Origin of the sequence: Streptomyces viridifaciens (assembly GCF_001888885.2) — a bacterium.
GTDB classification, from domain to species: Bacteria; Actinomycetota; Actinomycetes; order Streptomycetales; family Streptomycetaceae; genus Kitasatospora; species Kitasatospora aureofaciens.
Window position 1 is genome coordinate 4,912,328 of record NZ_CP090841.1, and the last position, 14,508, is coordinate 4,926,835.

The 14,508-nt window shown below is 71.8% G+C and carries 10 protein-coding genes; 8 read left to right on the forward strand and 2 right to left on the reverse strand.

Annotated elements, in window-relative coordinates; translation table 11 throughout:
• Positions 1-274: 274 nt before the first annotated feature.
• From eccB to BOQ63_RS29145, 6 genes are all read left to right on the forward strand, one after another.
• Positions 275-2,008, forward strand: a complete 1,734-nt coding sequence (eccB, locus tag BOQ63_RS29120) for a type VII secretion protein EccB (RefSeq protein WP_050366784.1) — start codon at positions 275-277, stop codon at positions 2,006-2,008.
• A gap of 182 nt (positions 2,009-2,190) precedes the next feature.
• Positions 2,191-2,493: a WXG100 family type VII secretion target gene (locus BOQ63_RS29125; RefSeq protein ID WP_030289898.1), complete on the forward strand. Its 303-nt coding sequence runs from the start codon at positions 2,191-2,193 to the stop codon at positions 2,491-2,493.
• 98 nt (positions 2,494-2,591) lie between these two features.
• Positions 2,592-2,885 (forward strand): WXG100 family type VII secretion target, encoded by a 294-nt coding sequence (locus BOQ63_RS29130; protein ID WP_030289901.1) that lies wholly within the window; start codon positions 2,592-2,594, stop codon positions 2,883-2,885.
• Between the two features lie 91 nt (positions 2,886-2,976).
• A complete protein-coding gene (mycP, locus tag BOQ63_RS29135) occupies positions 2,977-4,221 on the forward strand; it encodes a type VII secretion-associated serine protease mycosin (protein ID WP_030289902.1) in 1,245 nt (414 codons plus the stop codon).
• An 88-nt stretch (positions 4,222-4,309) separates the two neighbouring features.
• Positions 4,310-4,852, forward strand: coding sequence for a SigE family RNA polymerase sigma factor (locus BOQ63_RS29140; protein ID WP_030289904.1), 543 nt, complete (start codon positions 4,310-4,312; stop codon positions 4,850-4,852).
• Between the two features lie 98 nt (positions 4,853-4,950).
• Positions 4,951-6,198, forward strand: a complete 1,248-nt coding sequence (locus tag BOQ63_RS29145) for a hypothetical protein (protein WP_072655217.1) — start codon at positions 4,951-4,953, stop codon at positions 6,196-6,198.
• Positions 6,199-6,281: 83 nt separating this feature from the next.
• Here the strand turns inward: BOQ63_RS29145 and BOQ63_RS29150 are convergent, their stop codons facing one another.
• Both BOQ63_RS29150 and BOQ63_RS29155 read right to left on the reverse strand, forming a co-directional pair.
• Complete coding sequence (locus tag BOQ63_RS29150) at positions 6,282-7,682, reverse strand: APC family permease (protein ID WP_072655218.1); 1,401 nt, start codon at positions 7,680-7,682, stop codon at positions 6,282-6,284.
• 478 nt (positions 7,683-8,160) lie between these two features.
• Positions 8,161-12,105: a type VII secretion protein EccC gene (locus BOQ63_RS29155; protein ID WP_030289907.1), complete on the reverse strand. Its 3,945-nt coding sequence runs from the start codon at positions 12,103-12,105 to the stop codon at positions 8,161-8,163.
• Positions 12,106-12,439: 334 nt separating this feature from the next.
• On the opposite strand from BOQ63_RS29155, the gene eccD reads away from it, so the two are divergent.
• Positions 12,440-13,900: a type VII secretion integral membrane protein EccD gene (gene eccD / locus BOQ63_RS29160; protein WP_030557092.1), complete on the forward strand. Its 1,461-nt coding sequence runs from the start codon at positions 12,440-12,442 to the stop codon at positions 13,898-13,900.
• Between the two features lie 199 nt (positions 13,901-14,099).
• Entirely contained in the window at positions 14,100-14,390 is a 291-nt protein-coding gene (gene rpsO, locus BOQ63_RS29165; protein WP_030289909.1) for a 30S ribosomal protein S15, read from the forward strand.
• Positions 14,391-14,508 lie beyond the last annotated feature (118 nt).

Below are 14,508 nucleotides of genomic sequence, written 5' to 3' on the forward strand. Positions count from 1 at the left end.
GGGCCCGTCCGGACCGGCGCGACCTCCCGCCGCCCGCGGTACCGCGGCGTTCTGGAGCGGTCTGGCTTGGCATCCCCCGGTGGCCCTCTCTGATCCGTTGTCGCGGCCCGGCTGGCTGGTTCGCGGACCGTACCCGTACCGTACTCACCGTCTGCTGCCGCATCGTAGAGGGTTCGGGCCGGATCCCGCCCGGCGGGTGCGGACCACGGGGCCGGTCGGGCCGACGGGAGGCCGACCACGTCTGGCACACGTCTGACAGAGGGGGACGACGAGGATGGCATCGCGCCGGGACGAGCTGAACGCGTACACCTTCGCGCGCAAACGCACGGTGGGGGCGTTCCTGCTGCCCTCCGGCGGCGGCAGCGACGAGGACGCGCCGCGCCCGGTGAAGGCGGTGCTGCCGAGCGTGCTGGTCGGGGCGGTGGTGGTGGCCGGGTTCGGCCTGTGGGGGGTGTTCAAGCCCGCGGCTCCGCTGCAGTGGGACAACGGCAAGAACATCGTCCAGGGCAAGCAGTCGACCACCCGCTACGTGGTGTTGACGGATCCGGACGGCAGGACCAAGCGGCTGCACCAGGTGCTCAACATGTCCTCGGCACGGCTGGTGCTGCCGGCGGACGCCAAGGTCGTGGTGGTCGACGACGGGGTGCTGGACCGCTACCCCAACCACGGTCCGACCATCGGGATCCCGTACGCCCCCGACAAGTTGCCGAGCAAGGACAACGCGAGCCGGCCGATGAAGTGGTCGGTCTGCGACCGGCCGGGTTCGGACGACAAGCAGGAGACCGTCAACCAGGCGGTGTTCGTGGCGGCGGGCCCGGACGCGGCGGCGCTGGCCGCCAAGGACCGGATGCTCGGCCCGGACCAGCTGATGCTGGTGCAACAGGCGGACGAGCAGCAGGTCTCGACCACGTCGGGCCAGTCCGCCGGGGGCGCCGCGCCGGTGTTCCTGGTCGACGCGCAGGGCCGCAAGCACGTGATCGGCCCGAAGTCGGACGACAAGGAGCGCAGGGCGCTGATCACCGCGGTCTTCGGGCCCAACGCGGTGCCCCAGCGGGTCAAGCGGGAGTGGCTGGACACCCTGGTGAACGCCAGCCCGATCGTCTTCCCGGACGTCAAGGGGATGACCGACAGCCAGGGCGCCAACTCCGGTGTGAACCTGGGCAACGCGGCGGACCGTCGGATCGGTCGGCTGGTGCACTACCAGGACCGCAACTACGTGGTCGGCAAGGACGGCCTCTTCCTGATCACCCCCTTCCAGGCGGAGCTGATCCGGCAGAACCCGGCCTACCAGGTGCTCTACAAGTACGACCAGGACAAGCGGCCGCGCAGCGACGACATGACCCCGGACGACCAGTCCAGGTTCAACACCGACGTGAAGCTGCCCGACACCCCGGACGACTGGCCGATGAAGTCCGGTGCGCCGGTGAACAACTGGCAGGACCGCCAGGACGCCCGACTCGTCGTCTGCAGCACCTACGACGGCATGTCCGACGACGGGCGCACGCCCAAGCGCAGCGTCTGGGCCGGCACCTCCTACCCGGCGGCGTACAACAACGGCGCGGGGGCGGCGTACGTGACGCCCGGCCACGGCCTGTTCTACCGGGCGGTGGACAACGCGGCCGGCGGCACCCAGCCCGGCGGCAACCAGCCGGGTGCCGGTGCGGCCGGCGCCAACGCCGCCGCGCCCGACGGCTCCGGCACCGACTTCCTGATCACCGAGACCGGCCTGCGCTACTCCGTCCCGGCCAACGGCGACGGCGGCCACGGCCCCAGCCCGACGCCGGGTGCGAGCGGCGCCGCGAAGACGCCGGGCCCGCAGCAGGGCACCCCGGCCCCGGGCTCCGGGGGCCAGCCGACCCAGAACCCGGACGACCAACCCGGTGGCAACCAGGCCCGATTGGGTTACCAGAACGTCCAGCCGCTGCCGGTACCGAAGGAGTGGTCGAACCTGGTCCCGGCCGGTCCGCCGCTGACCGCGAAGAGCGCCGCGCAGCCGCAGAACGCCTGACCTGCCGGGCCCGGCAACGGAATTGGCCCCAGTGTCATGGTCTGGTAACTACTCAGCGCTCGATGTTGGGTGAGTTGCGTGTGCCGACTACAGTGCTGCTCGACATCACACGGGTGATGTGGCGGCAGGGCCCTGGGGGCCCTCCGTGCACACAATGTTTGTCTCATGGGGGATGGTGGAGCATGAGTGACGGCCAGTTCACGGTGACCGCACAGGAGATGATGGACTTCGCCGGGAAGATCGAGACGGCGATCGGTCAGATCGAGCAGGAGCGCTCCGCGCTCCAGACCACGGTCGACAACATCACCGGCGGCTGGAAGGGCCAGGCGGCCGACGCCTACAAGTCCCTGCAGACGCAGGTCAACGAGGACGTCAAGAAGCTGAAGGAATCGCTGACCGCGATCAAGCACGCGATCGAGCTGACCACCAAGCACTACGCGAGCGCCGAAGAGGAGCAGAAGTCGCTGTTCGGCCCGCAGGGCTGATCGTCGAAGCGCTGATCACCACTCTGTTCCGACCGTCCGCCCGCCGGGGTGCCCGCGGCTGAGCGCCGGGTGCTCCGCATCTTCGTCAAGGAGACATTGTGTCCGACCACATTCTCGTCAACTTCCAGACCCTGCACCAGGCGTCGCAGGACGTGCAGAACTCGGCCAACAAGATCGAGCAGATGCTGTCCGACCTGCGCAAGGAGGTCGTCAAGATCTCCCAGGGCTGGCAGGGCCAGGCCCAGCAGGGCTACAACGCCCAGCAGGCCAAGTGGGACAACTCCGCCCAGGACCTGAAGGACACCTGCGCCAAGATCTCCAGCTCGCTGGAGAGCGCCGCGCAGAGCTACCAGCAGACCGAGAAGAAGAACGCCGGTCTCTGGCAGGGCTGATCGACCGTTCCCGGACGGGAACAGCAGGGGCGGGTACCCGGGCTTCCGGGCACCCGCCCTTCGGCGCGTGGCGCGGCACGGGGTGGAGAACATGAGGGGTGGCAGGGTGTCCGGACGCGGGTTCCGTAGGACGGCCGCGGCGCTGGCCGCGCTCGTGGTGCTGGGCGGCCCGCTGACCGCCCCGGCGTACGCGGACGGGCCCGGGCTGGCCTCCGCCGGTGACTGCCCCAGGCCCGCCCCCGACGTGCAGACCGTGCCGTGGTCCCTCCAGCGGCTGCTGCTGGACGAGTTGTGGCAGGGCGGGAAGACCACCGGCAGCGGCGTGCGGGTCGCGGTCATCGACACCGGGGTGGACGACGGCAACCCGCAACTGGCCGGCAAGGTGGACGCGGGCCCCAGCCTGTTGTTCGACAAGCAGAACAACAAGCCGGTCGACGGCACCTCCAAGAACGACACCGTCGGCCACGGCACCAAGGTGGCCGGCATCATCGCCGCGAGCCGCAGCGACCGGACCGGTTTCGTCGGACTGGCCCCCGACGCCAGGATCTACGCGATCCGGCAGAACGACAGCGAGGGCAACGGCGACGTCTCCACCCTCACCAAGGCCATCAACGACGCGATCGACAACCACGTCCAGGTCATCAACATCTCGCAGGACGTGCGCGGCGCCGGCGACGCCCGGTTCGGCGGCTACGCGGACCTCAAGGCCGCCGTCGAGCGGGCCGAGCAGAACAAGATCGTGGTGGTCGCCTCCAGCGGTAACGACGGCAAGGAGGGCGACACCTACCCGGGCGCCTTCCCGACCGTGCTGTCCGTGGGCGCCTCCGACCGCAACAACGAGCGCGCGCCGTTCTCGCAGTACGGCTCCTTCGTGAAGGTCGCCGCGCCCGGCGTCGAGATGCTCTCGACGGTGCCCGGCGGCGGCCAGTGCGTGGACAACGGCACCAGCTTCGCCGCCCCGTACGTCGCCGGGCTCGCCGCCCTGCTGGTCGGCGCCCACCCGAAGTGGACGCCGGCCCAGGTACGGGCCTGGATCGAGCAGTCCGCCCAGCGCACCGAGCGCGGCCCGAACGAGTTCATCGGCTGGGGCGTGGTGGATCCGGTGAAGGCCGTCACCAAGGCGCCCGAGAACCCGCCGTCCGAGGCCGCCCCGGACGCCCCGGTGCAGCTGGCCTCGGCCCCGATCGTGCCGGCGCCGGTCGGCATCGGCGAGACCCAGGCCGACCGCGACGGCCGCACCGCCACCTACGTTGTCGGCGCCGGGGCGCTGCTGGTCGCCCTGCTGATCGGCGGGGGCGTCGTGCTGCGCGACCAGCGCCGCGGGTCCGCCGACTGAAGAACCCGCGGAACGCCTGTAACACCGGCGCCCGTTCACCGCATCCATCAGGTGTCAGGGGCACACGGACGCGGGGGAGCGACGGGCGATGGGGTGGACGAGGGGCGGTCGCGAGACCAAGGACGCCGAGTTCCTGGAACTCGTCTCCAGCCGCACCGGCCACCTCTACCGCTCGGCCTGTCTGCTCACCAGCGGCGACACCCACTACGCCGAGGACCTCGTGCAGGAGGCCCTCAGCCGGATGTACGTGCTCTGGCGGCGCAGCGCCTTCACCGGCGGCCGGAACCGCATCGAGAACCCGGCGGCCTACACCCACACGGTGATGGTGCGCACCTTCATCGCCCAGCAGCGACGCCGTTCCAGCGGCGAGCGCCCGACCGAGACCCTGCCGGAGCGGGAGGGGCACGACGCGGACAGCAGTCTGCGGCTGACCCTGCTCGACGCGCTCGGGCGGATGTCGGCGAAGGACCGGGCCGTGCTGGTGCTGCGCTACTGGGAGGACCGCAGCGTCGAGGAGACCGCCGAGGTGCTGCGGTCGTCCTCCGGCGCGGTCCGGACCAGGACCACCCGGGCGCTGGCCCGGCTGCGCACCCTGCTCGGCGACTCGCTGGCCGAACTCGCCGCCCGCTGACACGTTCCGCAAGTTCCGCGGCGTTCCGCGCAGTGGGAACGCCCTGCTCACCCCCCTTTCTCTGGCACTTCCGCGACGCAAGGAGACGGTGATCCGCCATGTCCGAGCCGGACAAGTTCGAAGACGATCTTCTCTACGCCCTCACCCGTACCGGCGAGGGCTTCCGCCCCGATCGGACCGACCAGGCCGGGCTGGTCGCGGGCGGTTACCAGCGCGGCCGCCGCCGCTGGCGCCGCCGTTCGACCGCCGCGGTGGTGGGGGGTGCCGCCGCCCTGGCTCTGGTGGGCACCGGCGCGGTGTACCTGACGGGCAACGGTTCGCCGTCCGGCGGCACGGCCACGGTGGCCGCCGCCCCCTCCGCCTCGGCCGCCGCCCTGACCCCGGCCTCCGCCGGCCCGGGCACCCCCACCCCCACCGCGGCCGCGACGGTCTCCGGCGACGAGGTGCTGTCCACCTTCAAGGCCCTGCTGCCCAGGGGCGGGATCACCGAGGCCGGCGGCCGCGGCACCGACGACCCCCAGCTCAAGGGCACCTACGTGGGCGCCCAGCTGGTGTTCGACGACGGCGCCGGCAAGTCGCTCCTCATGCTCGGCGTCCAGAAGCACCGCCCGGGCCAGAGCCAGGACCGGTCGTGCCCCGAGCTCAAGCCCGGTCAACTCGACGCCTGCTCGGTCACCACCCTGGCGGACGGCTCCAAGCTGTACCTCAGCGAGGGCTACGAGTACCCGGACCACCGCGCCACCACCAAGGAGTGGATGGCGTCGCTGACCGGGCCCGACGGCCGGGAGATCAACCTCAGCGAGTGGAACTCGCCGCAGGAGAAGGGCGCGCCCGACAGCCGTCCCAACCCGCCGCTCACCCTGGACCAGCTCAAGGCGATCGTGACCGACAAGTCCTGGGACCGGATCGTGGCGGCGGTCAAGCCCGACGGTGTCGACTACGCGGCCCTGAGCACCGGGGTGTCCCTGCAGGACCGGCAGGCGATCCTCACCCGGCTGCTGCCCGCCGGGGTGAGCACGACCAAGGTCGACGGCAACGAGGTCGTCATGAACGTCGAGCTCGCCCAGGGCGGCGCCACCGGCTCGCTGGTCGTGCGGATGCAGAAGCTGACCGGGCAGACGGGGGAGGCGAAGGACGGGTCCCAGGGCGCGACCACGCTGCCCGAGGGCGGTCAGCTCAAGCTCTACGGCCCCGGGACGGCCAACCCGAAGGGGGCGCCGATGGCCGAGGTCGTGCGGAACGGCATCCTCGTCCAGGTCGGCGAGCCGCCGACCGGCAAGCCGCTGCTCAGCCTGGACCAGCTGAAGGCGATCGCCACCAGCCCGGAGTGGAAGCCCAGGAAGTAGCGGCCACGGACGTGGCGGTGCCCCGGGCCTGGGGGAGGGCCCGGGGCACCGCCGTGTGGGGGTGGGTGTGGGGGAGTGGGGGGTCAGTCCCGCTGGTCCTCGGGGAGGCTGATCACCCAGCGGGTGGCCTGCCGGGGGCGCAGGTAGAACAGCCAGTAGAGGGTGGCGAGGGCGGTGATGCCGCCGGTCCACAGCAGCGGTTCGGCGTCCAGCTGGGTCATGACGTAGACCAGGACGACGATCAGCAGCGCCGGGACGGCCGGCCACAGCGGCATCCGCCAGGCGGCGGCGTGCTTGTGGTGGCCGCGGCGGGAGAGCAGCGAGGCGATGGCGACGAGCAGGTACATCGCGGTGACGGCGACGCCGGTGATGTTGCTGAGCAGCTCGCCCTTGACGAAGCAGAGGGCGGCGCCGGGCAGGCCGACGGCCAGGGTGGCGATCCACGGGGAGCCGAAGCGGCCGAGGGTGCCGAAGGCCTTGTTGACCGGCTCGGGCCAGGCCTTGTCACGGGCGGAGGCGAACAGCACCCGGGAGTTCTGGATGACCATGACGATGCCGGCGTTGATGATGGCCAGCGCGATGCAGAGGCTGATGAAGGTGCCGACCGCGGAGTTGCTCCACGCGGTGACCATGCCGGGGATGTCGCCGGAGGTCAGGGTCTGCAGGTCGGGGGCGCCCATGGTGATGGCGGCGACCGGGACCAGGATGATGGCGCTGGAGAGGCCGAGGGTCCACAGCACGGTGCGGGAGACGGTGCGGCGGGGGTTCTCCAGCTCCTCGGACAGGTAGACGGCGGTGGAGAAGCCCTGGGTGGCGAACAGGGCGATGCCGAGCGCGCCGATGATGGCGCCGATGCCGACCGGGCCGGCGGCGCCGCCGTCGGTGGAGACCAGGCCGTGCAGCAGGCTCGGGTGGTGGGCGTTGGTGTGGGCGAAGCCGAGCACCGACACCACGCCGGCCGCGATGACCTCCAGGACCAGGAAGATGCCGGTGATCCAGGCGTTGGCGCGCAGGTCGAGCAGGCCGGCCAGGGTGGCGGCCAGCATCACGGCGGCGCCGGCGATCGGCTTGTCGACGTGCAGGACGGGCGCCAGGTAGTCGGCGGTGCCGAGGGCGATGACCGAGGGGACGATCATCACCACGATGAGCGACTGGATGAAGACCAGCCAGCCCGCGAGCCGCCCGGCCAGGGTGCCGACCATGGCGTACTCGCCGCCGGCGCTGGGGATCAGGGTGCCGAGCTCCGAGTAGCAGAACGCGACCGCGACGCAGAGCACCGAGCCGATGCCGATGGCCAGGGCGGTGGCGCTGCCGATGCTGGAGAACAGCTGCGGCACGATCACGAAGAGCGTCGAGGCCGGGGTGACGCAGGACAGCGTGAGCAGGGTGCCGCCCACGACGCCGATCGAGCGCTTGAGCTGCTGGGGCGCGACCCCGTCCGCCGTGGCGGTGACGTTCTGTGGCGGGCGAAGCGTGTCGGTCATCTGGATTCCGATCGGCTCTGTGCGGTCCTGGGACGGGAGCGGTATCGCCTCCGCTGGCTGTTTGCTCGGGTCTGTTCCGGTCGCTCCCGGGCCGCCATGGAACCGTGGGCGTATTGATTGCGTCAACGCCGGAACTGCTTCGGAATCCGTTGCGTCGAAGGGCATAATCATGCGATCCGATGATCACTTAAAGTCATGGCGCCGTTTGTCCGACTTGTTACTTTGGCTGCATCGGGCATGAATCAAAGGTGAACTCCGCGCTGCATTCCATCTTTCGAAGGCAACAGCCTGGGCTGGAGACGACACGAGAGGTGTCAGCCGGTCGTGCGGCAACTGCCCAGGGGGGTACGAGAACCGCAGCCCTCGCCCGGAAAGAACTAAGTAACGTTTCAGCACCTGGGACGACGAAGGGGTCGGACTCCGACGAGTCCGACCCCTTTGATCACCGTACGTAGCCAAGGCCCGCTCGCGCGGCCGGTCACTGCACCGGCAGCCAGCCCGTCTGGACCATCTGCCCGTTGGTCGCACGGCGTGACACGTAGATCCCGCGGCCCGGTGGCAGCGCCTGCGGCTTGACCGTCCCCAGCAGCGCGCCCTCGTCCCGGTTGCCGGACAGGATGACGCCCTGCCCGCCCAGCTCGCGCATCCGCTGCATCACCGGCTCGTACATCGAGCGCCCGGCGCCGCCCGCGCTGCGGGCCACGATCACCCGCAGGCCGATGTCCCGGGCGAACGGCAGGAACTCGGCCAGCGGCGCCAGCGGGTTGCCCGAACTGGTCGCGACCAGCTCGTAGTCGTCGACGATCACGAACATGTCCTTGCCGCTGTACCAGCTGCGGTTGCGCAGCTGCTCGGCGGTCACGTCCGGGCCGGGCAGGCGGCGGGCGCAGGCCCCGCGCAGCATGTCCACGACGGCGGCCATGGACGGCTGGGCGGCCGCGTACTCCACCAGGTACTCCTGCGGCACGGTGCCCAGCAGCGCGCGCCGGTAGTCGCCGACCACGATGCCCGCCTGGTCCGGGGTGTAGCGCTCGGTGATCTGCTTGATCAGCATGCGCAGCAGCGCCGACTTCCCGGACTCGGTGTCACCGAACACGATGAACAGCGGGTCGGTCTCGAAGTTGACGAACACCGGCGCCAGCTCGGCCTCGTCCACGCCGAAGGACAGGCCGCGCTCCGGGTGCTCGAAGCCCTTCGGCAGCGAGTTCCCGTCCAGGACGGCCGGCAGCATCCGCACCTGCGGGGCGCGGGGGCCGGTCCAGGCTCCGTCGACCGCGGTGACCAGCCCGGCCACGCCGTCCTGGAGGTCCTCCACCGAGGAGGAGCCGTCCAGCCGGGGGAGGCCGCCCAGGAAGTGCAGCCGCTCCGCGGTGATGCCGCGCCCGGCCAGCGGCGGGACGTTCTGCGCCACCCGGCGGTCCACCTCGGACTCCATCGCGTCACCGAGCTTCAGCTCGACCCGGTTCTGCAGCAGGTCCTTCAGCGCCGGGCGCACCTCGGCGTACCGGGCCGCGGTGATCACCAGGTGGACGCCGTAGCCGAGGCCGCGCTGGGCGATGTCGCCGATGACCGGCTCCAGCCCCTCGAACTCCTGCTTGAAGGTGTTCCAGCCGTCGATCATCAGGAAGACGTCCCCGAAGGCCTCGTCCGGCAGCTGGCCGGCCGCCCGGCGGGCCCGGTAGGTCGCGATGGTGTCGATGCCGGTCGCCCGGAACAGCTCCTCGCGCCGGTTCATCACCCCGTGCACCTCGGAGACCATCCGGCGCACCTTGTCCACGTCCAGGCGCCCGGCGACCCCGCCGACGTGCGGCAGGCCGGTCAGCGACTGGAAGCTGCCCGCGCCGAAGTCCAGCAGGTAGAACTGCACCTCGCGCGGGGTGTGGGTGAGGCCGAAGGCGGCCGTCATGGTGCGCAGCACGGTCGACTTGCCCGAGCGGGGGCCGCCCACGATCAGGCCGTGGCCGGCCGCCCCGGAGAAGTCGACCTCCAGGATGTCGGTCTTCTGTTCGCGCGGCTTGTCCACGATGCCGATCGGCGCCCGCAGCCGGCCGCCCGGGTAGCCCGGCGCGGTCAGCCCGCGTTCCGGGACGACCTGCAGCGGCGGCAGCAGGTGGTCGATGCTGGGCGCCTCGTCCAGCGGCGGCAGCCACACCTGGTGCGCGGCCGGGCCCTGGCCGGCCATCCGCTGGACGAAGACGTCCAGCACGGTGTCCACCAGCGCGTCGTCCTGCTCCGGTGCCTGCGGGGCCTCCTCCTCCACCGGCTCCGGGGGCAGGTCGACGAACGCGGAGGTGAACGCGACCGGCTGGGCGTTCACCCGCCGTCCGCCGGTCGACCGCTGCTGGCCCGGCGCCCGGTACGGCCCCGAGACGTAGGCGGCCTTGAACCGGTCCATCACGTCCTCGCCGAACTTCAGGTAGCCGACGCCCGGCACCGGCGGCAGGTGGTAGGCGTCCGGCACGCCGATCGCGGCCCGCGACTCGGCCGCCGAGAAGGTGCGCAGACCGATCCGGTACGAGAGGTAGGTGTCCAGGCCGCGCAGCTTGCCCTCCTCCAGGCGCTGCGAGGCCAGCAGGAGGTGCACGCCCAGGGAGCGGCCGATCCGGCCGATCTGGATGAACATCTCGATGAAGTCGGGCTTGGCGGAGAGGAGTTCGGAGAACTCGTCGATGATCAGCACCAGCGAGGGCAGCGGGTCCAGCGCCGCGCCGGCCGCCCGGGCCCGCTCGTACTCGTGGATGTTGGCGTAGTTGCCGGAGCGGTGCAGCAGCTCCTGGCGCCGGTGCAGCTCGCCCTCGATCGCGTCGCGCATGCGGTCGACCAGGGTGAGCTCGCCCTCCAGGTTGGTGATCACCGCGGAGGTGTGCGGCATGTCCGCCATGCCGAGGAAGGTCGCGCCGCCCTTGAAGTCGGCGAGCACGAAGTTCAGCGTCTCCGAGGAGTGGGTCATCGCCAGCGCGAGCACCAGCGTGCGCAGCAGCTCCGACTTGCCGGAACCGGTCGCGCCCACGCACAGGCCGTGCGGGCCCATGCCCTCCAGCGCGGCCTCCTTGATGTCCAGGTAGACGTGCTCGCCGTTGGCACCGACACCGATCGGCACCCGCATCCGCTCGTGCTGGGCGCGCGGGCGCCAGCTGCGGGCCACGTCGAAGGAGCCCGGGTCGCCCGAGTTCATCATGTCGGTGAAGTCCAGGTTGGACAGCAGCGGCTCGTCGTCCCCGCCGGCCGAGGCCCGGTACGGCGCCAACTGCCGCGCCAGCGCCTCGGACTGCCACAGCGAGAGCAGGTCCGGCTTGCCGGCGTACGTCGCCCCCGAGGCCGAACGCAGCACCAGCTCCTGCGGGCTGACCGTCACCATCAGGTGCCCGCTCGGCTCGTCCACCTCACCCGGGACGACCTCGATGACGGTCACCCCCTGCACGCCCTCGGGGCCGGCCAGCACCGAGTCGTGCGGCACCCCGGCGCCGTCCATGATGACCACCAGGTGCGGCTGGTCCGCCGCGGGCGCCGCGTCCCGGACGAAGCGCTGGCGGCCGGACAGCTCGTCCTGCAGCAGGTACTCCAGCTCGCCCAGGTCGTGGGCGCTCAGCCGGCGCGAGCCCGCGCCGTCCGCCTCCTTGCGGTGCTGGTTGTGCGGCAGCCACTTGGTCCAGTCCCACTCCTCGGCCGCGCCGGGCGCCGCGGCGACCGCGACCAGCAGGTCGTCCGGCGAGTGCAGGGTGGTCAGTTGGGCGATCATCGCGCGCACGTTGCCGTACACCGAGTCCGGGTCCCCGCACACCGTGATGTGGTAGAACGCCCGCAGCGAGACCGCCAACGGCAGGTCCTGGAGGGTGCCGTGGGCCTTCAGGAAGGAGTGCATCGCGGCCGCCGACAGCGGCTCCAGCTCGTCCATCGGCGCCGTTTGCGGCGCCACCAGCGGGGTGGACAGCTGCACCGGCCCGAGGCCCACCCGGATCTGCGCGAAGTCGCCGTCCCCCGTCCGCCGCTCCCACAGCCGCCGGCCGTCCTCGACGATCGACCACAACTGGTCCGGCGCCGGGTTCAGGAACAGCAGCGCGCCGCGCTGGCTCTCCGCCGTGCGGCGCACCTGGCGCCGGGTCTGCTGAAGGTACTTGAGGTAGTCGCGCCGCTCGTCCGCCATCGCGGTCGAACCGCCCTTACGGGCCCGCACGATCTGGGCCAGGACCATGCCGACCGTGGAGACGATCATCAGACCGCCCATGATCTTCATCGGGGCGGCCGCGCCCGGCGAGAAGAAGAACACCGCCGAACCGCCCATGCCGAGCATCGGCAGGATGCTCATCAGCCAGTCCTCGCCGCCCTGCCGGGGCAGTTCGGGCGGGCTGACCAGCTCCACCGGCTCGTCCGGCACCGTCGGCGGGTACGCCCTGGCCGGTCGCTTGACCATGATCACACCCATGCGTCATCCACCCCGCGGCGTCGATCGATCACTTCGGCATCAGCCCTCACGCGACTGCGCCCGCTCCGGTACGGGTTCGCGAGACTGAGGACGCCCCACACAGCGCAGCCCCCGTACCACCGTGCGCAGGCGCCGATACTAACGGTCGGTCCTCGTACCGCCCGCCGGGCCCCGCCCCGCAGCGGAGCCGGGCACGGACCGAGCGGGTAGGGTAACGCCGCGCCAACTCGCGGCCCGGCCGGGCCGGTTCCACAGCCAGACCGCGCGCCGCGTGCCGCGGCACCGTCAACCACAGGGGGAGCGCCAAAGTGCGTCGAAGGATCGAGGTGCGGCCGTGACTTCTGCCGCCGCCACGGGCTACTGCCGGGTGACCGTCGTCGCCCCGGACCGCCGGATCGACGTCGCCCTGCCCGAGGACGTCGCACTCGCCGACGTCTATCCCGAGGTGCTGCGCCTGGCCAACCAGAGCCAGCCCGACGGCACCCCCACCGGCTTCCACCTGGTCCGCCGCGACGGCACCGTGCTCGACAGCAGCCTCTCGCTGGCCGCCCAGCAGGTCCGCGACGGTGACCTGCTGGCGCTGCGCCCCTTCGCCGAGTCCCTGCCGCCCGCCGTCTACGACGACGTCGCCGACGCCATCGCCAGCGCCGTCGAGGCCGACCGCCGGTTCTGGACCGTCGATCTCATGCGCGGCTTCGGCCTGATCGGCACCGGGGTGCTGCTCACCCTGCTCGGCTTCGCGCTCTGGTTCTCCGACCTGCGCCACGACATGCACAGCCTGCCCGGCGTGCTGGCCGGCGTCACCGCCGTCGTGCTCACCGCGCTCGCCGGGGTCCGCGCCCGGGTCTACGGGGACGCCCCCGCCGCCGTCGCGCTCGGCCTCGGCGCCCTGCCGCACGCCCTGATCGCCGGCAGCGGCATCATCGCCGTCGCCCACAAGTGGGACGGCCCAGGCCGGCTGCAGTTCCTGACCGGCTGCGTCACCGTCCTGGTGATCGCCGTGCTGCTCGCCGGACTGCTGCCCACGATGGACGCGGTGTTCGTCGCCGCCGCCTTCGTCGCCACCGCCGGCGCCCTCGCCACCTTCGCGGCCGTGCTGATGCCGGACACCCCGGCCGGGAACATCGCCGCCGTCACCGGCGTCGCCGCCGTCGCCGCGGTCGGCTTCCTGCCCAGCCTCTCCGCCCGCTTCGCCCGGCTGCCGGTCGGCTTCAGCGCCCCCGGCCAGACCCGCACCCGCAGTCGCGACTACGACGAGGAGGCCGAGCGCGCCGAGGCCGTCCAGTACGAGCGCATCGCCCACCAGGCCCGCCGCGGCCACGAGGTGCTGGTGGGGCTGGTCGGCGGCTGCGCCGCGGTCGTGGTCGGCGCCTGCGCCGTCCTCTCCTTCACCGACCGCACCTTCCCCGAGCTGCTGGCGCTCGCCCTGGGCATCGCCACCATGCTGCGTGCCCGGCTGTTCCGCTACACCGCGCAGGTCCTCAGCCTCACCGCGGCCGGGCTGCTCGGCCTGTGCCTGCTGATCGTCGGGCTGTCCCTGCACACCCCGCAGTTCATCCTGCGCACCGCCGGCGCCGGCACCGACCTGGACCTGCGCACCATCTGGCTGGCCGCCTCCATCGCCTTCGGCGCCGCGCTGCTCACCGCCATCGCCCTGGTGGTGCCCCGGCTCGGTGTCTCCCCGTTCTGGGGGCGCATCCTGGACCTGGTCGACAGCCTCACCCTGATCTCGCTGGTCCCGCTGGCGCTCGCCGTCCTGAACATCTACCGGCTGGTCCGCGGCGCCACCGGCTGACCCCCGGGACGCCCGCCGCCCACCCGCCGCCCACCCGCCGACCGGCGTGGTGGGCGGCACTGGTACGCTTGGCCTCCGAGCGCAGCCGTGTGTCCGCCCCCAGGGGCAGCCGACCACCGGCCGCGCTCACCGACACCGAGTTCTCGCAGAGTCCTGTGCTGTCGACCAGGACCGCTCGGTAGACCCCGAAGGAGTTGCAGTGGCTCTCGCCTCTGACGTCAAGAAGCAGATCATCGCCGAGTTCGGCCAGAAGGAGGGCGACACCGGCTCCCCCGAGGTCCAGGTCGCCATGCTCTCCCGCCGCATCTCGGACCTGACCGAGCACCTCAAGTTCCACAAGCACGACCACCACTCGCGTCGTGGCCTGCTGATCCTGGTCGGCCAGCGCCGCCGCCTCCTGCAGTACCTGGCCAAGAAGGACATCGAGCGCTTCCGTACGCTCGTCGACCGCCTGGGCATCCGCCGCGGTGCCGCCGGCGGCGCCCGCTAAGACCGCCGCTCGGGGCGGCTCCCCACACCGGGGAGCCGCCCCTCGCGCGTATGCCGCGGCGGTTCGGCCGCGGCACCCGGACATAACAACTCGCGCGCACCTCCCCAGGTGGCCGAGG

Bases quoted from the DNA above. Each gene is read 5' to 3' on its own strand.
- BOQ63_RS29140 (WP_030289904.1), top strand. From the start codon at position 4,310: ATGGGGTGGACGAGGGGCGGTCGCGAGACCAAGGACGCCGAGTTCCTG.
- BOQ63_RS29150 (WP_072655218.1), bottom strand. From the start codon at position 7,682: ATGACCGACACGCTTCGCCCGCCACAGAACGTCACCGCCACGGCGGAC.
- BOQ63_RS29145 (WP_072655217.1), top strand. From the start codon at position 4,951: ATGTCCGAGCCGGACAAGTTCGAAGACGATCTTCTCTACGCCCTCACC.
- mycP (WP_030289902.1), top strand. From the start codon at position 2,977: ATGAGGGGTGGCAGGGTGTCCGGACGCGGGTTCCGTAGGACGGCCGCG.
- eccB (WP_050366784.1), top strand. From the start codon at position 275: ATGGCATCGCGCCGGGACGAGCTGAACGCGTACACCTTCGCGCGCAAA.
- BOQ63_RS29155 (WP_030289907.1), bottom strand. From the start codon at position 12,105: ATGGGTGTGATCATGGTCAAGCGACCGGCCAGGGCGTACCCGCCGACG.
- BOQ63_RS29125 (WP_030289898.1), top strand. From the start codon at position 2,191: ATGAGTGACGGCCAGTTCACGGTGACCGCACAGGAGATGATGGACTTC.